The sequence below is a fragment of the Mammaliicoccus lentus genome, from assembly GCF_002902755.1.
Lineage (GTDB): Bacteria > Bacillota > Bacilli > Staphylococcales > Staphylococcaceae > Mammaliicoccus > Mammaliicoccus lentus.
In genome coordinates, this window is sequence record NZ_PPRS01000013.1 from 61,403 (window position 1) to 83,391 (window position 21,989).

Annotated in this window: 22 protein-coding genes and 1 pseudogene; 6 read left to right on the top strand and 17 right to left on the bottom strand. The window is 30.9% G+C overall.

Annotated features, from left to right (window positions below; all coding sequences use genetic code 11):
- Positions 1–10: 10 nt before the first annotated feature.
- Positions 11–658 (bottom strand): HlyD family secretion protein, encoded by a 648-nt coding sequence (locus CD135_RS05980; RefSeq protein WP_016998925.1) that lies wholly within the window; start codon positions 656–658, stop codon positions 11–13.
- A 209-nt stretch (positions 659–867) separates the two neighbouring features.
- Between CD135_RS05980 and CD135_RS05985 the strand changes: the two genes are divergently transcribed.
- Entirely contained in the window at positions 868–1,419 is a 552-nt protein-coding gene (locus tag CD135_RS05985; protein WP_103269005.1) for a TetR/AcrR family transcriptional regulator, read from the top strand.
- 55 nt (positions 1,420–1,474) lie between these two features.
- Here the strand turns inward: CD135_RS05985 and CD135_RS05990 are convergent, their stop codons facing one another.
- On the bottom strand, positions 1,475–2,998 hold the full coding sequence (locus CD135_RS05990) for a phospholipase D-like domain-containing protein (protein ID WP_016998923.1): 1,524 nt from the start codon (positions 2,996–2,998) through the stop codon (positions 1,475–1,477).
- Between the two features lie 129 nt (positions 2,999–3,127).
- Here CD135_RS05990 and CD135_RS05995 point away from each other — a divergent pair, with 129 nt between their 5' ends.
- Complete coding sequence (locus tag CD135_RS05995; RefSeq protein ID WP_016998922.1) at positions 3,128–4,237, top strand: 5-methyltetrahydropteroyltriglutamate--homocysteine S-methyltransferase; 1,110 nt, start codon at positions 3,128–3,130, stop codon at positions 4,235–4,237.
- A 122-nt stretch (positions 4,238–4,359) separates the two neighbouring features.
- Here CD135_RS05995 and CD135_RS06000 read toward each other — a convergent pair whose 3' ends face one another.
- The 3 genes from CD135_RS06000 to CD135_RS06010 form a co-directional block, all read right to left on the bottom strand.
- A complete protein-coding gene (locus tag CD135_RS06000; protein ID WP_016998921.1) occupies positions 4,360–4,842 on the bottom strand; it encodes a cupin domain-containing protein in 483 nt (160 codons plus the stop codon).
- A gap of 14 nt (positions 4,843–4,856) precedes the next feature.
- Positions 4,857–5,570 carry a YebC/PmpR family DNA-binding transcriptional regulator gene (locus tag CD135_RS06005; RefSeq protein WP_016998920.1) on the bottom strand — a complete coding sequence of 238 codons (714 nt, stop codon included), beginning with the start codon at positions 5,568–5,570 and terminating at the stop codon, positions 4,857–4,859.
- A 196-nt stretch (positions 5,571–5,766) separates the two neighbouring features.
- Entirely contained in the window at positions 5,767–6,414 is a 648-nt protein-coding gene (locus tag CD135_RS06010; RefSeq protein WP_103269006.1) for a Bax inhibitor-1/YccA family protein, read from the bottom strand.
- A gap of 325 nt (positions 6,415–6,739) precedes the next feature.
- On the opposite strand from CD135_RS06010, the gene CD135_RS06015 reads away from it, so the two are divergent.
- Positions 6,740–7,546 carry a LysM peptidoglycan-binding domain-containing protein gene (locus CD135_RS06015; protein ID WP_016998918.1) on the top strand — a complete coding sequence of 269 codons (807 nt, stop codon included), beginning with the start codon at positions 6,740–6,742 and terminating at the stop codon, positions 7,544–7,546.
- 233 nt (positions 7,547–7,779) lie between these two features.
- On the opposite strand, the pseudogene CD135_RS06020 reads toward CD135_RS06015, so the two are convergent.
- From CD135_RS06020 to CD135_RS06050, 7 genes and pseudogenes are all read right to left on the bottom strand, one after another.
- Positions 7,780–8,788, bottom strand: a pseudogene (locus CD135_RS06020) (inorganic phosphate transporter).
- Positions 8,789–8,800: 12 nt separating this feature from the next.
- A complete protein-coding gene (locus tag CD135_RS06025; RefSeq protein ID WP_016998473.1) occupies positions 8,801–9,418 on the bottom strand; it encodes a DUF47 domain-containing protein in 618 nt (205 codons plus the stop codon).
- Between the two features lie 198 nt (positions 9,419–9,616).
- Positions 9,617–11,548: an ABC transporter permease gene (locus CD135_RS06030; RefSeq protein WP_016998474.1), complete on the bottom strand. Its 1,932-nt coding sequence runs from the start codon at positions 11,546–11,548 to the stop codon at positions 9,617–9,619.
- On the bottom strand, positions 11,538–12,299 hold the full coding sequence (locus CD135_RS06035) for an ABC transporter ATP-binding protein (RefSeq protein ID WP_016998475.1): 762 nt from the start codon (positions 12,297–12,299) through the stop codon (positions 11,538–11,540). The genes CD135_RS06030 and CD135_RS06035 overlap by 11 nt, the downstream gene beginning before the upstream one ends.
- A 104-nt stretch (positions 12,300–12,403) precedes the next feature.
- A complete protein-coding gene (locus CD135_RS06040) occupies positions 12,404–13,411 on the bottom strand; it encodes a sensor histidine kinase (RefSeq protein ID WP_016998476.1) in 1,008 nt (335 codons plus the stop codon).
- A 1-nt stretch (position 13,412) separates the two neighbouring features.
- Positions 13,413–14,096 (bottom strand): response regulator transcription factor, encoded by a 684-nt coding sequence (locus CD135_RS06045; RefSeq protein WP_016998477.1) that lies wholly within the window; start codon positions 14,094–14,096, stop codon positions 13,413–13,415.
- A 9-nt stretch (positions 14,097–14,105) separates the two neighbouring features.
- Positions 14,106–15,029, bottom strand: coding sequence for an NAD-dependent epimerase/dehydratase family protein (locus CD135_RS06050; RefSeq protein ID WP_016998478.1), 924 nt, complete (start codon positions 15,027–15,029; stop codon positions 14,106–14,108).
- A 120-nt stretch (positions 15,030–15,149) separates the two neighbouring features.
- Between CD135_RS06050 and CD135_RS06055 the strand changes: the two genes are divergently transcribed.
- Positions 15,150–15,635 (top strand): GNAT family N-acetyltransferase, encoded by a 486-nt coding sequence (locus CD135_RS06055; protein WP_245942491.1) that lies wholly within the window; start codon positions 15,150–15,152, stop codon positions 15,633–15,635.
- A 77-nt stretch (positions 15,636–15,712) separates the two neighbouring features.
- Here the strand turns inward: CD135_RS06055 and CD135_RS06060 are convergent, their stop codons facing one another.
- The 5 genes from CD135_RS06060 to CD135_RS06080 all read right to left on the bottom strand — a co-directional run bounded on the left by CD135_RS06060 (position 15,713) and on the right by CD135_RS06080 (position 20,411).
- Positions 15,713–16,747, bottom strand: coding sequence for an alpha/beta hydrolase (locus tag CD135_RS06060; RefSeq protein ID WP_064211413.1), 1,035 nt, complete (start codon positions 16,745–16,747; stop codon positions 15,713–15,715).
- 47 nt (positions 16,748–16,794) lie between these two features.
- Positions 16,795–17,859 carry a YkvI family membrane protein gene (locus tag CD135_RS06065; protein ID WP_016998481.1) on the bottom strand — a complete coding sequence of 355 codons (1,065 nt, stop codon included), beginning with the start codon at positions 17,857–17,859 and terminating at the stop codon, positions 16,795–16,797.
- 117 nt (positions 17,860–17,976) lie between these two features.
- Entirely contained in the window at positions 17,977–19,413 is a 1,437-nt protein-coding gene (locus CD135_RS06070; protein WP_016998482.1) for an MDR family MFS transporter, read from the bottom strand.
- Between the two features lie 74 nt (positions 19,414–19,487).
- Positions 19,488–19,985, bottom strand: a complete 498-nt coding sequence (locus tag CD135_RS06075; RefSeq protein ID WP_016998483.1) for a hypothetical protein — start codon at positions 19,983–19,985, stop codon at positions 19,488–19,490.
- A 111-nt stretch (positions 19,986–20,096) separates the two neighbouring features.
- Positions 20,097–20,411, bottom strand: a complete 315-nt coding sequence (locus tag CD135_RS06080; protein ID WP_016998484.1) for a CHY zinc finger protein — start codon at positions 20,409–20,411, stop codon at positions 20,097–20,099.
- 136 nt (positions 20,412–20,547) lie between these two features.
- Here CD135_RS06080 and CD135_RS06085 point away from each other — a divergent pair, with 136 nt between their 5' ends.
- Together CD135_RS06085 and CD135_RS06090 are read left to right on the top strand one after the other, a co-directional pair.
- Complete coding sequence (locus CD135_RS06085; RefSeq protein WP_082892515.1) at positions 20,548–20,847, top strand: ArsR/SmtB family transcription factor; 300 nt, start codon at positions 20,548–20,550, stop codon at positions 20,845–20,847.
- Positions 20,848–20,868: 21 nt separating this feature from the next.
- The gene (locus tag CD135_RS06090) at positions 20,869–21,816 is read left to right on the top strand and encodes a cation diffusion facilitator family transporter (protein ID WP_064205086.1); all 948 of its coding nucleotides are present in this window, start codon (positions 20,869–20,871) and stop codon (positions 21,814–21,816) included.
- Positions 21,817–21,989 lie beyond the last annotated feature (173 nt).

Consider the following 21,989-nt stretch of genomic DNA (forward strand, 5'->3'; position numbering starts at 1 on the left):
TACACCCTCCTTAATTCTTGTGGATTCGAACTTCAACATTCATTCCTGGAACAACATTTGTTGATGGCTTAGAATCAAATGTGATTTTCACTGGAACAACTTGTGTCACCTTTGTATAGTTTCCATTACTATTTGATGAAGGCATCAACGAGAAACTTGATGCAGTTGCTAATCCAACTTGAGACACTTTACCTTTAACACTAGCTTTTTGACCATCGATATCAATGTCAACTGCTTGTCCTTCTTCTACATCCTCTACATCTGTATCATCAATGTTTGCAGTTACATATAAATCATCAAAATTATATGCATAAGCAATCGGTGAGCCAGCTTGTACTAAATTGTTCTCTGTTTCAGAAGTTTTTACGATTGTACTTTTTGATGGTGCTTCAATCTTCATTTTTTGAGATTGACCATCTTCACCTTTACCTTCTACTTCACCAATTTTATCGCCTTTGTCATAAGTTTTACCTTCTTTAGCGTCAAAACTAGTTAAATTACCTGATACTGGACTAGCAATTTTAATTTGCTCTCCATCCACTTTTGCATTTTCTGTTTTTACATAATCTGTTGCTTCACTATAATAATGGAATCCTACTAGGCCAATAGCCACTAAAACCACTATCGTGATAACATTTACAAGCACGATTTTTTTCATTACTTTATATCCTCCATATTTCAATGATTTACTTATTATACGGCTACGCTTTTACTAATTAAACCAACAAAAATTAAAAATTTGTCGGGTTAAATTAACTAAAAAATCAGATAAATCAACATATTAAATTAAAGTTTTTAAAGTATATTAATATATATTCTATACTTTATTTGTTAAAATATAGGACATGTAAGTTATCGAGGTGAATTATGAAAAAACATGCGAGACAATTAATTATTAGTAATACGGTTTATTTATTGGAAGATTATCACTTTGACGAAATTACAATAAAAATGTTGTGCGCAGAAAGTGGTATTAACCGTTCAACTTTTTATGCCCATTTCAAAGATAAATATGATACATATGATGAAATCCAAAAATATCACATGAGTAATTACGAAAATTTAATGGATAATATTGAACTATCTATTATTGAAGAACCAGCCAATAGGAGAAAATATGTAAAACGGTATTTTACAAATGTTTTTTATTATATTTTAAAATACCAAAAATTTTTCTACAGTGTCTTTGTTTTACATCCTGAACGAGATTTTATCATTAACTTTATCAAGCTTATAAAAGACAGAATTGAAAAACTCATTTCTAAAATCGGTACATTACAAGATGCCAACTTCTTTCTTGAATATACAATTGGTGGACAAATCGCGTCTATATATAGTTGGTTACGGGACGGATGTCAGGACTCACCTGAAAAAATGGCAGATATTATGTATAGAAACATCTTAAGAATAAACAGATAAAAATTAATGCTCCTATTTCGTTTGAATTTTAATTAACGAAATAGGAGCATTTATATTAGAAACTGGATAAACCAGTCTCTTCTTGTATTCTATATAATAGTTTCTTCCACAGTGATTCATCTTTATATTCATCATACTGTGCAGTGTATGAATGATCATTATTAATCCATGCATCATTAAATGTTGTAGATAGTTTTTGAAACGCAGGATCATCCTGTTTACCTTGAATTATAATATCAGTTTCCAAATTGTAATCATTCATATTTCTTCTAGTTAAATTGGATGAACCTAATATCATCGTTGCATCTTTATTTTCATGTTGTTCAAACAATAAATATTTAGAATGAAATTGTTCCCCATTGCTTAAAGCCCATTTCACTTTAATATTATTATTTGTTCGATTAATTAATTCACTAGCTACCGGTTTATTAGGCACGCCTGGTTTTTCTTTACCAAAAGCTTCCTTATTAATGTCTAAAATAATTTTAATATCTACATTTCTTTTAGATGCTTTTATCAGTTCTTTAACAACATCACGGTCAGATAAATAGAACATACCTATTGAAATACGGTCTTTGGATTGCACTTTCTTAATGTTACTAATGACCTTTTCTTTAATTTTACCTTCTGTAGCCAATTGTACAGTATAACGTGCATTATCTTTCCAACTATTATGATTGATTTTAAAATCTGATTCGTCATATTGAGCACCGCTCATATTTATAGCAGCAATCTCAGATTTTATGAGTGCCTTTTGAATCGGACCAGACACTCTTACACCGACATTTTGATGATAACCACTTGGATCGTGAGGATTGCTAGAAAGTATCATCCCATGATTTTCAGTAACAAGTGTTTTTCTGTGATTGGCTTTCATATTTAATAACTTTAAATAACTTCTAACAGTAACATTTGGTGCTTCTCCACTCAGAGGGTTAGGCAACTTACCTTTCTCACTATTACCAAACCATTGAAATAATGTGCGATATGCACCTGAATAAATAGGATTAGAATCTCTTAACTTACTTAAATTTGTGTAACGTACATCTATATTATGATTCTTTAAATCTTTTATATTATCAGGCGTGTATGAGCCATAAAATGTATTGATAGGGTCTGTTAATATTATGATTCTAACATTTGGATTCTCTTGTTTTTTCTGAATTAAAGAATCTGTAATCCGTTTTGATATTGGTGGATACTTTTTGTCTCCAGTTTGATAACCATTGAATAAAAACATATCCATTATAATAAAATCATTTGCTTCTTGAATGGTTTCATTGACTTTATCAAATATTTCGTGGTCGTAATGCATTTCATTTCCAGATTTATATGATAAATCAGTTAATAGTTCTACTTCATCTGTTTTAGTCTCTGAACTTAATTTTGATACTCCATGAGGTAAGGGCTTAAATACGTTATAAATACTGACTGCTATAATCGTGAATATTATTATATATAAACTCCATAAAATATAATGTTTCTTAAATTTACTTCTTTTCTTTTTACTTTTTGTAGATTTTTTTCTTTGCTTTAAATTATTTTTACTCTTCACATTTGTTTTCTTTTTATTTGCCAAATTTATAACCCCCTCTCCTTATATTTTTATTATATCAAAATATAATTGACAGCGATGGATTACTTTGGTATTTTTATTAATATTGAATTTTTCAGAATTTTTAGAGAAAATACATAGGAGTGAAGTAAATTGACAGAAGCATTAAGACCTTTCCGTGCCGACCATGTTGGCAGTTTATTACGCACAGAACCTTTAAAAGAAGCTAGAGAGAAATATTTTGAAGGTAATCTATCTAAAGACGAATTAAAAAAAGTCGAAGATGAAGAAATAAATAAAATAGTCGAAAAACAATTAGAAGTCGGTTTAAAAAGTATCACTGATGGAGAATTCAGACGTGCTTATTGGCACTTTGACTTCTTAGAAAATTTAACAGGTATTGAAGATTATGAGCCTGAAATTGGACTGACTTTTAATGGTGTAGAAACTAAAAAGCACGACGTAAGAGTTGTCCAAAAAGTTGAATTTAATCCTAATCATCCACACTTTGAACATTTTGAATATTTACATAAGCAAGTTGACGGTAGAGCTGTAAGTAAAGTGTCTATTCCAAGTCCAAATCAATTATTTCACCCAAATATTTTAAACCACGATATTTATCCTGATATTCATGATTTTGCTAAAGATGTATCAGAAGCTTATCGTCAAACTATTTTAAAATTTTATGAACTAGGTTGTCGTTACTTACAAATTGATGATGTTTATTGGGCTGGATTAGCAGCAACAAAACAACTTATCAAGAATAGAGAGCGTACAGAAGATGAAAAAGCAGAAGCGATTAAATTAGCCGCTAAAGTAGTGAATGATTCATTGAGAGATCTACCAAATGACCTATTAATTACTACTCATATTTGTAGAGGGAATTATCAATCTTCATGGGCAATTAGTGGTGGATATGAGCCAATTGCAAAAGAGCTATTCACAGAAAAATTACAAGGTTTCTTCCTAGAATACGATGATAATCGTTCAGGAGACTTTGAACCTTTAAGACATTTTGATAGAGACGATGCTTATATCGTTCTAGGATTATTCACTTCTAAAACTGGTGAATTAGAAGATAAAGAGAATATACTAAATCGTCTTGATGAAGCGACAGAATATGTATCGAAAGACCAACTATGTTTAAGCCCACAATGTGGCTTTGCTTCAACTGAAGAAGGTAATATCTTAACAGAAGAAGCACAATGGAAAAAGTTAGCTTATATTGTTGAAACAGCAAAAGAAGTATACGGCGAACTATAATTACAACAATTAAAAATGTTTAACTATTTCATTTAAATAATGCTCCTAACCCTTTATTTTAATTAAAGGATTAGGAGCATTTATTTTGAGTATGAGATTTATATTTCGCCTTTTTTGCTATTTTATTCAATGGATTCAAATGCATACTTTTTAATTGCTTCTTCGTGTTGGGGGTAATCTACTAACAATTCTTCTTGAGTAAACAATTCGAATTTTTCAAATTGAAAACCTGGTGAACACATACAGCCTACTAATGCAAAATCATTATCGCCTTCAACAGTTGATGCAAATATTGTATTTTTAGGTACAAGTGCTTGTAACACATCACCATCTTGAATGTTAGGCCCTACTTTTACTTGTTCATAAACGCCATTGGAATGAATCATGTGCACAGTTAATGTTTGTCCTGCATGATAGTACCACACTTCATCTGATTGAATACGATGAAAATGAGATATGTTATCTTTTTCTAATAAAAAATATATACTTGTATACATCGCATTTTGGTCATCCAAAGTATGACTAGATTTAATAATTTCTTTATAATAGCCACCTTCAGGATGAGGCTCTAAATTTAGCATATCAATCCATTGTTCTTGATTCATTTTTATCTCTCCATTTATAATTCAACGTTATGATAAACTTGTTGAACATCTTCTAAGTCTTCAATAGCATCGACTAATTTTTCAAACGTTTCTAAATCTTCTTCAGATAATGTTACTTCAGATTGTGCTAACCAAGATAATTCAGCAACTTCGAAGTCCTCTACACCATTATTTTTTAGGACAGTTTGGACTTGAGCAAATTGATCAGGTTCAGCATAAACAATTGTTAAATCTTCTTCTTCAATAACATCTCTAACGTCTAAATCTTCTTCCAATAATAATTCAAAAACTTCATCAGTAGATTTACCTTTAAATGCAAATACTGCTGTGTTATTAAACATGTATGCTACTGATCCAGAAACACCCATATTTCCACCATTTTTACCGAATGCAGCTCTAACGTCACTTACTGTACGGTTAACGTTGTTTGTTAATGCATCTACAATAAGCATTGAACCACTTGGACCAAAGCCTTCGTATCTTAATTCATCATAATTTTCTTCTGAACCGCCTTTTGCTTTTTCAATAGCTCTATCTACTATATGTTTAGGAACAGAATACGTTTTAGCTTTTTCCAATACGAATTTTAAATTTTGATTAGCCTCTGGGTCTGGCTCACCTGATCTAGCTGCCATGTATATTTCACGGCCGAATTTCGCGTATATTCTACTCGTATTTTTATCTTTTTGGGCTTTTTTTTCCTTAATATTATTCCATTTACGTCCCATAATTCCATCTCTCTTTCAAAGTGAGTTATTTTAACATTCTTATTATACAATATTGCGCTCATCTCGCAAAGTTTACCGTTTTATGTAAAAAAAGTGAGATTGAAAAATCTTGATAAAAGTAAACTTTTAATTTTGCCATATACTACCAATATAATAAAATAGACTGAGACATGTAATTTTGTCTCAGTCTAATTATTTAATCTCTCAAAATACTCGCTAATCTAAGTATATGCATGATGATGTTAAGTAAGTTTATAAATAAGTTAAATCCCATTTCTCTCGGTGAAAATTGACCTCTTTTCATTCGATTGAAATCGTACACTGTATATAATAAGAATAAACCAATTCCAAAAACTGAAATAATTGTATGGAATATAGGATTATTTAAAAATATACCAATAAAACTAGCAATAACTAAAGCTACTAATGTAACAAATAAATATTTTCCTAATCCCGCGGCATTATCAATCATGAAGTAACCTAGCACACCAAAAGCAGCAAAGGCTCCTATAGCTAACGCGATATTACCATAAAATGCTTGAGTACCTAATGTTCCTAGGTAATACATAAACGATGTATAAGATAATATACCAATTAAAAATGCGAATAGATTTGATATTAATCCGCCAAATTTTCTAGATGATTTTGTAAATAAAGAAATCATTATCATAGCGAATACGCCTATTGTTATAGGTAGATATAATGCTGGTGGCACAAACTGACCTAAATATGTACCAATTCCAAAAATTACCCAATAGTATAAAAAATACAACCAAGTTTTTCGAATTGATGAACCTCGTGATTCTATTTCTTGATATGTACCGTAGTTATGTTCATAACTCAATTTTTATCATTCCTTTTATAAAGTATTATCCATATTTTACATGTTAGACCATAACATATCAAACGAGTTGATTGATTCAAATTTGTAATATTCAATCAACAACCATATATTACCACATTACATATATACCCCACCATCACAGTGACTATGCATATAAATATTTTTCAAAACAATATTTAATATTATTGTGTTTTTATTACAAGATGATTACATACAGTACACAGGTTTTTATTTTTGTTACTATTTATCTATCGAGGGATTTATATATTAGCTATTAGCATTATGCTTTATAACATAATATCGAGATAACAAGGAGGATAAGCCTTTGAAAAAATTTGCATTCGCGGTAACAGCAGTTTCAGGTGTTGCAGCAATCGCCGCTCATAACGATGCTGAAGCTTCTACACAACACACTGTCAAAAATGGTGAGTCATTGTGGGCTATTGCAGATCAATATGGTGTGTCAGTAGATCAACTGAAATCAAGTAACAACATTTCAGGGAATATGATTTTTCCTGGACAAGTCATTACTGTAAACGGAAGTAGTTCAGCTGGAGGAAGTGGTTCACAAGAAACAGCAACTTCAGGTTCTACATACACAGTTAAAAATGGTGATTCTTTAGAAGTAATCGCCCAAAAACATGGTGTTTCAGTTGACCAACTTATGAAATCAAATAATTTACAAGGTTATATTATCTATCCTGGTCAAACTTTAAAAATTGCAGGTGGTAGTGGTAGTGATACAACTGCACCTTCTGACAATACACCACCTTCTCAAACAGGCGGTAACCAAACATTTAATGACCAAAACTTATACGACTGGGGACAATGCACATATTATGTCTTTGACCGCAGAGGTCAAGCTGGTAGTGCAATTAGCACATACTGGGGAGACGCAAAATATTGGGCTGGCGCTGCACAAGCAGACGGTTTCCGTGTAGATAATACACCAGCTGTTGGTTCAATTATGCAATCAAGTGCTGGTCAATATGGTCATGTTTCATATGTAGAATCTATTAATGCAGATGGTAGTCTACTTGTATCTGAAACAAATTACAATACACCACCGGGTGTAACAGACTATAGAACAATCCCTGCATCTGAAGTTTACAACTATTCTTATATTCATTAATATATTGAAAGAGGCTGGGGCATAAATACATGTCTCAGCCTCTTTTATTATAATGGCAGTAGCTGACTGGATTGAAAATGCGCTTATATCAAGCTTTTTCCAACCCTAGTCATCCTTGCCGGGGTGGGACTACGAAATCTATTTATTAAAATGAGATTTCTGTCCCATCCCTTTTTTAATTTAAATTAAAAAGCACACTTTCAAGTTACAATTGAAAGTGTGCTTTCCTATTTTTATACAAATAGTACGCAAATATGATAAATAATAAACGATAGTATTATTGATACTGGTAATGTAATAATCCATGTAATAATCATTCTCTGAGCTGTAGTCCATTTAACACCTTTAACGCGTTGAGAAGAACCTACACCTAAAATTGATGAAGATACAACATGTGTTGTTGATACTGGTAAATGAATAAACGTCGCACCAAAAATGACAAATGCTGATGATAAGTCTGCTGCAACACCATTTGCCGGACGAATTTTCATAATGTTACCACCAACAGTTTTAATGATTTTCCAACCACCTACTGCTGTTCCAAGTCCCATTGCGGAAGCACAACTTACTTTAACCCACAATTCTATATCAGTTGTAGATTGTAGATTAGCTGAAATAAGCGCCATAGTAATAATACCCATTGCTTTTTGAGCATCGTTTGTACCGTGTGAGAAAGCTTGTAAAGCTGCTGTACCAATTTGAATAAATCTAAAGTTTCTATTTGTTCTTGTTAAGTTATTATTTTTAAATACAACTTTAAAAATGGAATACATCGTAAACCCGACAATAAAAGCAAGAATTGGAGAAGCAATTAATGCTAATATAATTTTAGAAAATCCTTGGTAATGTAATACGCCGAACCCTGCCGAACCCTGCCGAACCGATTGCAGCTCCAGCGATAGATCCAATTAGAGCATGTGAAGACGAACTTGGAATACCAAAGTACCAAGTAATCAGATTCCATGCTATTGCTGAAAGCAATGCTGCTAAAATAACAATCGAACCATTTTCTAATTTGAATGGGTCAACGATATCTTTTGCAATTGTTTGGGCAACACCTGTCGCCATTAAAGCTCCGATAAAATTCATTACTGCTGCTAATAATATGGCATGTCTTGGTTTAAGTGCCTTTGTAGATACTGCTGTTGCGATAGCATTGGCTGTATCATGGAAACCATTAATAAAGTCAAAAAGTAACGCACATACAACAATAGCTACGGTTAGAATGAGTAAACTATCCATTTTTTAAACTCCTTAGCTATTTTTCATAATGATTTGTTCAAGTTTGTTTGCTACTAATTGACATTTATCTGCTACATCTTCTAATGATTCGTAAATATCTTTTATTTTTATTAATGTTACAGGGTCTGTTTCACTGTTGAAAATGTATTTAATAGATTGTCTTAAAATACCATCACAGTTAGTTTCATATTCTTTAATGTTAATTGAGTGAACGCGAATATGTGAGAATTTCTTCTCTGCTACAAGTGACACAGCAATTGCAATTTCTTTTACTGCTGCTTGAATGTTCTTAACGAATTCTGCCATGTAGTCATCAGAATAACTGATAGAGTACATTTCAAACATTGCTGATGTTTCTTCCATTTCATCTAAAACATCATCCAATGCATCACAAAGTTCAAGAATATCTTCTCTTTCAATTGGTGTGATGAAAGTTTGATTTAAATCTGTAATCATTTGGTGCATTAAATCATCACCATTTGATTCATAGGCTTTTATCTTATCTGAATAAGCTTTCAAATCGAAGTCAGAGTCAAAATCCATTTCTCCAAATTCAACAGATGCGCGGCTTAAATTCTCAGCTATAGCTTCTAGCTGTATACCAAACTTATCCTTTTTCTTATTAAACATTAATAATCCTCCCAAAATATACATCATAATTTACGTAATTACTCTTCCATTGTACTCTTTCAAATTGAATTAAACCACTATTTATTAATGTATTTTTAAATTTTTAAATTCTTTGTAAACTTTCTGAAAATACAATGTTTACATTGATTTTTTATAACATAAAAAAAGACTAATGGCAAGCATTAGTCTTGAAAACCTTTATAACGCGCGTTGTATAACACGTTTAGAATGTATATAAGCAAGTACTCCAAAGAGAACATATATTAAAGAGTATAGTGACATAACAATTAATACTGGTGTGTAGAATGATTCTCCCATAAAGAACCAACCTGATTTAGCAGCAAAATAACCATGACACAAACCGATAATAAGTGGTAATGCAAAGTTAAAACTAATTTTCAATGCTATACCACGTGACATATCTCTTGAAGTATAACCAAGCTTTCTTAAAATCTTGTAATTTGAAGTTTCATCTTCAGTTTCATCAATTTGTTTAATATATATGATACAACCCGTTGATAGTAAGAAAGCTATTCCTAAGAATCCTAGCACGAATAACATTAAACCTAATGTGCTTTTAGAATTTTCATATATTTCATTGTAAGATAAAGCACCGCCATTTTCATCTTTTGCTACCTTAGCGAATATACTTTCAGCTTTTTTAATATCTTGTTTATTTTTTAAATTAATACCATATTGATTATTATAACTATCATTTTTAGCTTCATTCTTTTTCATTTCATTGAATGTATCATCTGAAACAACATTAACAGGACTATTAAATGAAACTATACTTGCTAAATATTTATCATTATTAATTGATTTAACTTTTAATTTTTTCGTTTCATTATTTACCTTATAAACAATTGGCTCTTTATCATCTACTGTTACAACTTTATCTAACATATCACTATAACCAACTATTGCAACTTCATCATTTTTTAAATTTATATCTTTAAAATCTGAAGCTTTTGCAACAACAGTCGGAGAATTAGATTGTTGACCTTCCATATCATTTCTAGCTTTAAATACTTTTGAATCATCTAACTTATAGAACGTCACATGGAAATCATGAACTTTATATGGAATACCTTCGTTTTTAAGTTCTTCTTTAAATTGTTTCGCTTTGTCTTCTTTAATGAAGATATAGTCATCTGGTGATGTATCACGAGCAGTTTCTGCTGCATTATAATATGAAATGTAACTTAAAGATAAGAGCCCTACTGCTAAAGCTGAAACAATTGCGATAATTGTAAGAGATAAAGCATTTGTTTTCATTTTATGCATAATAGATGAAGTTGATACAACATCTGTAACAGTTAACATTCCTCTTTTATACTTACGTATCGTATTGAATATTAAAGATATAGAACATCTAAATAGTAAGTAAGCACCTACTATTGTTAAGAAAAGTATAGTTAACATTCTTGTATATAAATCGATCATACCCTTAGAATTATCAAATAATACACTTGATAAATAATAACCACTAATAATCATAATGATACCTATTGCACCGAATATAAGCTCGTATAATTTTATTTTTTTAATTTTAGTATCCGTTGCATGATGTTCATTCATTAAAGTTAAAATTGTTTTTCGTTTAATGAAAATATAGTTTTGTATAGATATAATAATGTAAATAACAATCATTAATATTACAGTTTGTAAAAGTGCTTGTATACTAAAATCTAAATGTGCTTCTTGATTTACTCCAATTATTTTATAAAGTATCATAAGTAAAATTTTTGATGAGAAAAATCCTAAAATAGTACCTGAAATAACTGTAAGTGCAAATAACACTAGATTTTCTAAAGCGAATATTTTAAATACTTCACGTTTAGTCATACCTATTAATTGATATAATCCCATTTCTCTTGATCTTCTTTTTATAAATAATTGGTTTGCATATAATAAGAAAATCACAATAATAACAGTTAATAATGTTATACCAATTTTAATACCTGCGTCTGGCTTAACGCCAGATTGTAAGCCTTTTAAATCATCTGAATACTTTAAAGTTACAAATCCAAAGAATAACATGACGCTCATCGTAATTGAAAAAACATACATACTATAATGCTGGATACTACGTCGTAAGTTTTTAATGACGATTTGATTAAAGCTCATTTACGACACCACCTAACACACTTTGTGTTTTAATGATTTCTTTATAGAATGTTTCTCTATCATCGTCTCCTTTATAAAGTTCAGAATAAACTTTACCATCTTTTAAGAAAATAACACGATTAGAATAACTTGCAGCTACCGAATCATGTGTAACCATTACGATTGTTGCACCAGTTGTTTGATTAAGTTGATCCAACTTATTAAGTAAATCTGAAGCTGATTTAGAATCTAATGCACCTGTCGGTTCATCAGCAAATATTATAGATGGTTGTGCTATAAAAGCTCTTGCTGCAGAAGTTCTTTGCTTTTGACCACCTGAGATTTCATTAGGATATTTGTTTTGGATATCTAAAATACCTAATACTTTACTAACTTCTTCGTATCTTTTATATGCTTCTTTTTTAGAGATTTTTTGAATTGTTAATGGCAACATAATATTTTCTTGAACAGTTAACGTATTTAATAAATTGTACTCTTGGAAAATAAAACCTAATTCTTTTTTTCTAAAGTTCGACATCTGTCTGTTATTCATATTTTGTAGTTGATTGCCATTGATTTCAATTTGTCCACTAGTTGCGTAATCGATAGAACTTAATACGTTAAGTAACGTTGTTTTACCAGAACCAGAAGGTCCCATTATGCTAATAAATTCGCCTTTTTCTACTGACATATCTATTTGTTTTAAAACTTCTTGTTGATTATTTTTAGAACCATAAACTTTTACTAGTTGTTCGGTTTTTAATATGCTCATTTTCAAAACTCCTTTAAATTTGTTTATGGTTTAATATTAATCGTTTACCGCTTCTAAATCCTTCGATTCATGATACAATTTGAACTTGCAAAGTGACATTATTGTCACTTTGCAAGTTCAATTGTTGTAAACATATTCGGATTTGGGAAAATGAGAAGGACTTTTGTACCTTCGCCGTATGTTGATTTAACATTCACTTTTATACTTAGTCCTTCAGCTATTTCTTTCACAAGATATAATCCCATGCCCGTCGCAGTTGATTCCCTTTGATTCGTTGTAGAAGTAAAACCTCTTTCAAAAATTCTTGGTAAATCTCTTGCTTTTATACCTCTACCTTTATCTTCTATTACTAAATAAGTTTGACCATGTTGTTCTCCAGATTTAATCAATATATCACTATTTTCAGTGTATTTTAAAGCATTACTTATAATTTGTCTCAAGATGGTACGGCACCATTTTTCGTCAGTATAGACTTCTGTATTATCTATTTTTATATCGTAACCGACACCTTTGGCAATGCTTATATTTCTACCATGCTGAATTTCTTTTATGACCATATTTTTCAGATTAAAGTGTCCAAAGTAAAAGTCATTAGATTTAGAAGTTAATCTTCTAATGTATAATTGTTGATCGAGTAAGTAATCGATACGACTCCACTCATACAATAAATCTTGCTTTAACTTTGTGTCTTCTATCTGATCTAACAATAATTTCATAGCAGTGATAGGTGTCTTCACTTCATGAATCCATTCTAATAAATCATTTTTAGTTTGCTTAAGTTCTTTATTCTGTTTATGAATAGTTGAACGACTCGTTTCTTCATAATCTTCAATATAGTTAAATATAATTTTTTCATAAGCAGAATGTTGTAAGTCTTTATGTTCCATTTCTTTTAGAGACATATTCGACTTTAAAGCATGATAAAACCTTGTTTCTCTTGAATAGATTAATAACAAAAAGATAACAAATAAAATAAGATTAACGCATATTAAATATTGAGCACTTTTTACAGATATCGCTACATCAAGCCAAGAAGTGATGAGAATCACAATTTGCATAGCTATAAAAAATATTATCCACGGCCATCTTTCTTTTAAAAACTGTCTAAGCATCCTATCCCTCCGGCTCGTGGGCAATATAACCCTTGCCTACTTTTGTTTCAATTAAATCATTTAAACCAATGTCCGTTAATTTTTTTCTTAGTCTATTAACATTTACTGTTAAAGTATTATCACTAACAAATTGCTCATCATCCCACAATGCGGTAATAATTGTATCTCTTGTTACGATTTCATTTTTATGATTAAGTAAAATTTCTAATATAAACATTTCATTTTTAGTAAGTGATATTTCAATGTCATTTTTTTCTATAACATGCTTACCATAATCTACACGAGCTTTATTCCATAATTTCACACGAGGTTCTTCTTTATTATACTGATAGACCCTTCTATATATTGCCTGTAATTTCGCAACGAGTACTTCTGTGTGGAATGGCTTTTGTATAAAATCATCTGCACCTAGTTCCATACTCATGACTTGGTCCATAGGATGGTCTCTAGAAGATAAAAATATTATCGGCACATTAGATTGTTGCCTAATCATCCGACACCAGTAAAATCCATCATATTTAGGTAATTGAATATCGATAATAACCATTTCTGGTTCTATTTTTTGATACTCTTCAAATACTAAACTGAAATCATTAATACCATGAACAGACCAACCCCATTTCTCAAGTTGAGTTTGCATCGCTTTAAATAGTGTTTCATCATCTTCTATAATTAATAATTCCATTCTATCCCTCTACTTAGTATATTTTTTTGATTCTCCTGCCTCTGAACGTAATTGAAAATCTTTAATTCTACAATCAATCTCAAATCCTTTTAATGTAACATTATGAATAGGTGCTTGAGATAAATAATAAATCCCCCAAGGAATTCTAGGTATATAATTAAATAAATGAACCATAAATTCATTCGTTTCTTTAAAACGTCTAAATTCTAAAATGCCATTATCTTCGTACATATTTACAGCTAGTGTACCGCCTACTACTTTAAATTGTATTATATCATCACCAATATCATGACGTTCTCTTTGTAATTGTAATAATGGTTTATTACTATGCTTAAAATAAATATAATAAGTATCTTTGTAATGTTTAATCCTTACAAGCGTGCCACTTGTTTCTTCTAACCATTCAAAATAGTATTCCATACCTTGTTCTAAATTCCATGAATACGGTAATGGCATACGATGTACACTTCTAACATCATCATATTTCGACCTTTGCAATTCAATAGAAACAGCAGGTCGTTTAATAGATTGTTCTGTTTCGATAACTTCTGTACCGTATGATTTTAAAGTTTGAATTGTTTCTTGATCAAAAGGAGAGCCTGTAATATATATGATTTGTTTAACATTATTTGCTTTACATGCTCTTGCCATATTATCGCTAGCTATAATGTTTAAATTTCTTGCATTACTTTGAGTTAATTTTGCAGATTTTTTATTTGGATCTAAATAATATATTGCAATATCTATATCTTTTAATGCTTCTATCATATCTTTCAAAACAAAAATATCGCATTTTCTCCATAACACATCTTCTTCAGTCATATCTTCTTCATATTTTGTAATAGCATATAAATTGCCTATATCTTTTAAAGTATGAATTAAATGTTTACCTATATATCCTGAACCACCAGAGATTAATACATTCGGTTTCATGTTGAAACACTCCTTTATTAACGGTCTTTACACATATGTTATACTGATTATAACTTTAAACTTTAATTACCCTAAATATAACACTGATTATAAATAATAAATAGAAATAGGAGATATTTTATGGAGGAAATCATTCGAGAAATTAGAATAAATGACGTTGAAAATTTCAACAAATTATTAGATAGCGTTATTAACCAGTCAGAATATCTTTTGTTCAATCCTGGTGAACATCAAATTTCTATACAAAACCAAACATTATTTTTAGAAGAGATGATTACTACAAGTAATTCTACTATAATCGTTGCTGAACTAAATGATGTCTTAATCGGTTATGTTACTATTCAAGGCGGTCGTACACATAGAAACCAACATTCTGCAAAATTAGCAATGGGTCTATTACCAACATTTAGAAATAAAGGAATCGGCTATAAATTACTACAAAAATCTGAGTCTTGGGCGATAGAAAGACAGCTCCATCGATTAGAGCTAACAGTTGTTACAGAAAATGAACCCGCCTACCGCTTATATGAGAAGTTTGGTTTTAAAAATGAAGGTAGAAAAAAGATACTTTGTATTTTAATGAAAAATATTATGATGAATTTGTAATGGCTAAACTTTTATAAAATCATCACCTATATAAAACTAACAGGCTAAGACAAATAATTGTCTTAGCCTGTTAGTTTTTATTTATCTTTTTTTACTACAGTTTCAGATTCACGCTTTGTATTATTTTCATATGGTGACTTATTAGTGTTCGCACCTAAGAACATCATTACATTATTATAATTTTTCTTAGCTTCTTTTAAGTTCATATGAAATTGATATTGGTGACGTAATCCGTGTGTACCATCAAAGAATGTTGTTGTTGTTTGAACATTATATTTTTTTAGTACATCGTTAAATTCTCTATTTTGTGGGTCAAATGGATCTGCATCCCCTACTGTTAAAAATGTAGGAGGATAATTATCTGTAATCTGTTCAACTGTAGATAATTGATTAATTTGAGAAAAGTTTCTTTCCCATTCTTCAGAGCCTGTGTAACTTGTCATAAATAAATCAATTCTAGGAAATTCCGTACTTCTAACAGTTTGCATATTATATAAACCACCGAATAATATAACACCTTTAAGGTATTTACGTTTAACTGTTGGTTTCATTTCCATTTGTTGTCGTAATTTTGGATTTGTTTGTAGTGCAACATATTGACTTGCAATCTGTGCACCAGCTGAGTCTCCACCATATACGATTTGTCTATGATCAATGTTAAATTTGTTTCTATTTTTGAGTGTATATTTTGTAGCTTGATCTAATTGTTGTATAGGCGTTGGGTATCTAGAAGCTGGTGCTAACGCGTAATTAACATTCACAATAATATATCCTTGCTCTGCAATTTGTGCTAAGTAAGGATTTTTATGCCTTTTATCGCCAGCTATAAATCCGCCCCCATGCGTCCAAAAAATAACAGGTAATTTTTCACCTTTTTTAATATTGGATGGTGTTATTATATCCATTTGGCTATTTGGAGCTTCGTGCCCATATGCCACATCACGTGAAAGTTGAACTTTTTTATTATTAAGTAGCAACTGGTTTGCCTTTTGAGCTTGCAACTGCATTTCACGTTGTTTATGTTCTTGATATTTGTTATAGATATAGAAACCGCTTATAACAACGATGATCGCCACTATTAAAATAAACAATCGTCGTTTCTTTCTTTTCATATGTTCACTTCCTCATGTAAGAAGATAGTTTAACATATACAATAATTTTATGCGATATGTTTTTTGTTGTCTTTTTTCCTTAAAATATACTTAAATAATATAGCCGCACAGATAACTAAACCTATAACACCCATAGCTGGATATAATTTATCGATAAGTGATGAGAACCCAACAAAACTAAGTCCATAAGCTGCTACCATTGCTATAGTAAGTAATACAATATATTGTTTAGAAAAAGGCACTGTAAATCTAGCAGTAAATGAATACATTAGCCCTAATATTGTGTTATACATTACCATTAACATGATAATCGATAATGCTAAACCAACTATTGGAGAAATCGTTCTAGCTAAGGCTAAAGTTGGTATTTCTACTCCGATAATGTTTGGGTATTCTGATAGTAAACCTGAATTGATTAAACCTAATAATACTAAATAAATAACACCGCCGATAATTCCACCTAAACCTGAAATATGTCGTTTATCAGCATCGCCACCTATAGCGACTAAAGTACTAAATCCTACTGAAAATGCTAAACCACCGTAAATAAATCCTTGTAAAATCCCCCATAATAAACTTGGTTGTTTTACAGTTGAATTTATATCACTAATGCTTACATGACCATTCACAAAGAAATAGCCTGCAATAATTAGAATGACAATGATTAAGAATGGTGTTACGACACCCAAAGCTTTAACTATTTTATCAAAATCTAATAATAATGTTATATATATAACAATACACATTATTAACGCCCCCAACCAAGTTGGGACACTGAAACTTTCTTCAAATGCAGAGCCTGCGCCAGCAATCATCGTGACGGATATACCAAATAAGAAAAAGATTAATACATAATCAATCACGACACCGAATTTTCCGAATAAGTAATTAATAGTTGAGCTATGGTCATCAGCATCTAACGCCGTACCAATTTTCGCGACTTGTCTACCAAAGAAGGCCAACATAATCCCTGAAATAATAACGCCTATGTATCCATATAAGCCATAATGAGTGAAGAATTTCATCACTTCTTGACCAGTAGAAAATCCTGCACCTACCACGACTCCGACATAGGCAAAACCAATTTTAGTTGCTTCTTTTACATTTGACACAAATGTTCCTCCTCATTTAATTGAATCAACATATAATCTTATACCCACTGTTTTTAAAAATATTCATTAAGATTAAGAAAACCTCTTACTTAAGTAAGAGGTTTTATATTTTTACATTTATTGTTCACTTTTACTTTCTAAAGTTTTGCTATAGTTAGCTCTCGTAACTGTGAAACCAACAATTACAACTAAAGCTAATAATACAATAGCGAACCAATAAGACTGATGTAATCCAATAGTCATCGCTTGGTTTACATCTTCTGTTGTAGGGTTTTTAATGCCTTCTAAAGCTGCAGTTTGTCCACCGTTCATAATACTCACAAATACTGCAATACCTAATGCTCCACCTATTGGTTGAAGCATATTAGATACAGCTGTTCCGTGCGGATACATTTCTTTAGGTAACGCATTTAAAGCATTAGTATTAGCAGGCATAAGTACAGCTGATATACTGACCATCAATATAATATAAACAAGTACAAATACCCATACCGATATACCTGGATGAATGTTTGCGTAAAAAATAGACACACCTAATAATAAAAGTAATCCCGGTACAACTAGTTTTCTTGGCCCAACTTTATCAAAAATAGCTCCCATAAACGGTGAAAGGAAACCATTTAATAATGCACCAGGTAATAGAATGAGACCAGCTACTTTTGCACTAAAGCCCATCGGACCTTGTAGATACATAGGCATTACAATTTCCGAAGCAAACATCGTCATAATAACAGCAACGAATATGATAACACCTTTAGTATAATTATGATATTTAAACACTCTTAAATCCAATACTGGCTCTTCAAGTTTAAATTGTCTTAAAACAAATAAAACGATTGAAATTGCGCCCACGATCAATGTAATGTAGATGGCTGGATTCGTAAAACCACCTTCAATTGAACTAACTGATGAAACGCTGTATATGATACCAGCAATACCTACTGTAGACATTACAATTGATGCAATATCGACTTTTGGTTTTGTAACCTCTCCTACATTTTGTAAATATTTATAAGCAAATATAAATGTAAATAACATAAATGGAAGAACAATTAAAAATAACCATCTCCAACCTAGGTAATCAACGATAACTCCCGATAACGTTGGTCCTAATGCTGGAGCAAACATTATAACTAAACCAAATTGACCCATAATCTTCCCGCGTTCACTTTCTTTATAAAGCATCAGCATGGCGTTCATAACAGTAGGTATCATAAGTCCCGTACCTGCAGCTTGAACCATTCTTCCGACTAATAACATTGGAAAATTCAATGCCAATCCCGCAATTAATGTTCCAATTGAGAATATAACAACTAACCCTAAAAATAGTTTTCTTGTGGGGAACCACTGGTTAACGATTGCTGATAACGGCGTTAACACACCCATTACCAACATGAAACCAGTTGCCATCCATTGCACAGTTGGTGCATCTACATTAAATACAGACATTAGCTCTTTTAATGCTATATTCAAAAGTGTTTCATTTAAAATCATAAAAAATGTTCCCACTAGAAACACTATCATTATGATTCTTCTCTTAAATTTATTATCCATGTCTTTCTCCTAATTTTTATTTTTTTAACTTTCCTATGATGCCATAAAAAATAAACCTAGTCAATTGACTAGGTTTAAGCGTTATTGAATTTAGACAGTTGAGAAAAATCAACTACAACTTGATCCATACGCTTAGCAGTTTCTTTCATTATGTTTCTTGCTACTTTATTTTCTGGATCTAATTTTAAAATTTGTTTACTTAAGTCAAAAGCTTGTTTATCAGTCAGCAAAGGTTCAGGAATAGCGTGTAATAAAAGCATCTGTAACAAACTCTTCACTTCCTTATGTTCTGTAAGAATCATAGAACGCTCTGCGTGATAATAAGCTGTATGGAAAGCACCTTCATGATCACTATATGGATATACATGTAGAAGAAATGCTAAATCGTGTAATTCATTCGTTTCTTCTCTTTTTATGCAATCGAGTATAAAAGTATAAAACATTGTACTTTCATCTTCATGAGCTGCTGAAATAAAGTGTTCTTCAAATTCTAAGAAATCCACTTCGGACATCAATCTATATGCAGTATCAAATTCGCCACTTAATATATGACCTTTAATCAAATCTTTCATTCAATGTCCTCCTTCTCTCTATGCAACATCTATCGAAGTTAACTCTCAATTTTATGGTTAAAAATATTATAACACGTTTTTATTATAAATACTTTCAAAAACTGGTATATTTTAAATTTTAAAATAAATATGATGGTGATATTTGCATCTATGATTAAATCTTGCAGAACAGTGCGGACATACCTCACTTAACATATAATCATTAATGGACATTGTTTGATTACAGACACCGCATAAAATTGCTTGTTCATCAAATTCATCTTTTTCCCATCTTATTATTTCATGATTTTCATTTTCATTATGACATTTATAACATGAATAAAACTTATTACAGCATTTAAATTTTATTGCTATGATATCAAGTGGCGTATGGTAATGTGTACATCTCGACTCATCGTCAACAGTTAAACCGTGTATGTTAACCATGTGTACCTCCTTAATTTATAATATTTAAAACTTCTCATAATAAAGTATACTTTGTCAATTTTATACGCTTTGACTTTTAATGTTTTATGTTATATATTTATATATGAACACATATTCATATGAAAAGGAGTACACTATGACACAATCTAATTTATTAGATGAAGAAACATTATTATTAGTTTCTCAAACATTCAAAGCATTGAGCGATCCAACTCGCGTAAAAATATTGCATTTACTATGTACTGGTCGTCATTCTGTAGGCTGTATAGCAGAAACACTTTCTTTAAGTCAGTCTTCTGTTTCTCACCAACTTAGATTTTTAAAAAATTTAAGACTGGTTAAATTCGATCGCGAAGGAAAAAGTATTTATTATTCTATAGATGATGACCATGTGATTTTACTGCTAAAGCAAGCTATAGAGCATGCTAAACATTAAATATATTTGGGGGTAAAATTTATGTCACACGATCATCACCACGATCATGCACATAACCATGTGCATACTAATAACAAAAAAATATTGCTCATTTCGTTTATTATTATTGGTTTATTTATGATAGTAGAGGTAATTGGTGGTTATATTACAAATAGTTTAGCTCTGTTATCAGATGCTGGTCATATGTTAAGTGATGCTATTTCACTATTTATAGCACTTATGGCGTTTAAATTTGGCGAACGCGTTGCAAATCATAAGAAAACATACGGGTATCGCAGGTTTGAAATACTAGCTGCATTAATTAATGGTGTACTTTTAATCGCCATTAGTTTATATATTTTTTACGAAGCTTTTGAAAGATTTTTCAATCCTCCTGAAGTGGCATCAACTGGGATGCTTATAATCAGTACAATAGGTTTAATAGTGAACTTATTCATAGCTTGGTTAATGTTTAAAGGCTCTGACACGAAAGATAATTTAAATATGAGAGGCGCTTTTATACATGTACTCGGTGATTTATTAGGGTCTGTCGGTGCAATTGCAGCAGCTTTAATTATGATTATATTTGGTTGGAGATTAGCCGATCCAATCGCAAGTGTTATTGTGGCACTTCTTATTATTAAGAGTGGCTATGGGGTTACAAAATCAGCACTCAACGTGTTAATGGAAGGTACGCCGCCAAACATCGATGTTAACGAAATAACCGAAACTATTAAATCACATCCTGACATTATAGATATACATGATTTACACATCTGGTCAATAACAAGTGACTTAACAGCTTTAAGTTGTCATGCTGTTGTAGATAGTCAAAAAACTGTCTCAGAATGTGACAATATAATAGAAGAAATCAATCACAAATTAAGTCATAAATCTATTCATCATGCGACAATACAGTTAGAAACACCAAATCATCAACATGACGATTCATTATTATGTTGTATGGAAACAACTGAACATGTGCATTAAATTAAATATTATAAAGCCTTCCCTTTAAGTATTTTGATATGCTCCCTGTTAAGTAAACACTTAAATAGTGAAAATTTAGCAGGGAGTTTTATTATGACTAGAAATATTAAAATAGATATCAATACTTTATTAGAAGCTTTTGATTTATATGAACAAGGCTATAGCTTCTTAAA

Coding starts and splice junctions, on each gene's coding strand:
- CD135_RS05980 (WP_016998925.1), bottom strand. CDS start 658: ATGAAAAAAATCGTGCTTGTAAATGTTATCACGATAGTGGTTTTAGTG.
- CD135_RS05985 (WP_103269005.1), top strand. CDS start 868: ATGAAAAAACATGCGAGACAATTAATTATTAGTAATACGGTTTATTTA.
- CD135_RS06000 (WP_016998921.1), bottom strand. CDS start 4,842: ATGAATCAAGAACAATGGATTGATATGCTAAATTTAGAGCCTCATCCT.
- CD135_RS06005 (WP_016998920.1), bottom strand. CDS start 5,570: ATGGGACGTAAATGGAATAATATTAAGGAAAAAAAAGCCCAAAAAGAT.
- CD135_RS06025 (WP_016998473.1), bottom strand. CDS start 9,418: ATGTTTAATAAGAAAAAGGATAAGTTTGGTATACAGCTAGAAGCTATA.
- CD135_RS06030 (WP_016998474.1), bottom strand. CDS start 11,548: ATGAGCTTTAATCAAATCGTCATTAAAAACTTACGACGTAGTATCCAG.
- CD135_RS06035 (WP_016998475.1), bottom strand. CDS start 12,299: ATGAGCATATTAAAAACCGAACAACTAGTAAAAGTTTATGGTTCTAAA.
- CD135_RS06040 (WP_016998476.1), bottom strand. CDS start 13,411: ATGCTTAGACAGTTTTTAAAAGAAAGATGGCCGTGGATAATATTTTTT.
- CD135_RS06045 (WP_016998477.1), bottom strand. CDS start 14,096: ATGGAATTATTAATTATAGAAGATGATGAAACACTATTTAAAGCGATG.
- CD135_RS06050 (WP_016998478.1), bottom strand. CDS start 15,029: ATGAAACCGAATGTATTAATCTCTGGTGGTTCAGGATATATAGGTAAA.
- CD135_RS06055 (WP_245942491.1), top strand. CDS start 15,150: ATGGAGGAAATCATTCGAGAAATTAGAATAAATGACGTTGAAAATTTC.
- CD135_RS06060 (WP_064211413.1), bottom strand. CDS start 16,747: ATGAAAAGAAAGAAACGACGATTGTTTATTTTAATAGTGGCGATCATC.
- CD135_RS06070 (WP_016998482.1), bottom strand. CDS start 19,413: ATGGATAATAAATTTAAGAGAAGAATCATAATGATAGTGTTTCTAGTG.
- CD135_RS06075 (WP_016998483.1), bottom strand. CDS start 19,985: ATGAAAGATTTGATTAAAGGTCATATATTAAGTGGCGAATTTGATACT.
- CD135_RS06080 (WP_016998484.1), bottom strand. CDS start 20,411: ATGGTTAACATACACGGTTTAACTGTTGACGATGAGTCGAGATGTACA.
- CD135_RS06085 (WP_082892515.1), top strand. CDS start 20,548: ATGACACAATCTAATTTATTAGATGAAGAAACATTATTATTAGTTTCT.
- CD135_RS06090 (WP_064205086.1), top strand. CDS start 20,869: ATGTCACACGATCATCACCACGATCATGCACATAACCATGTGCATACT.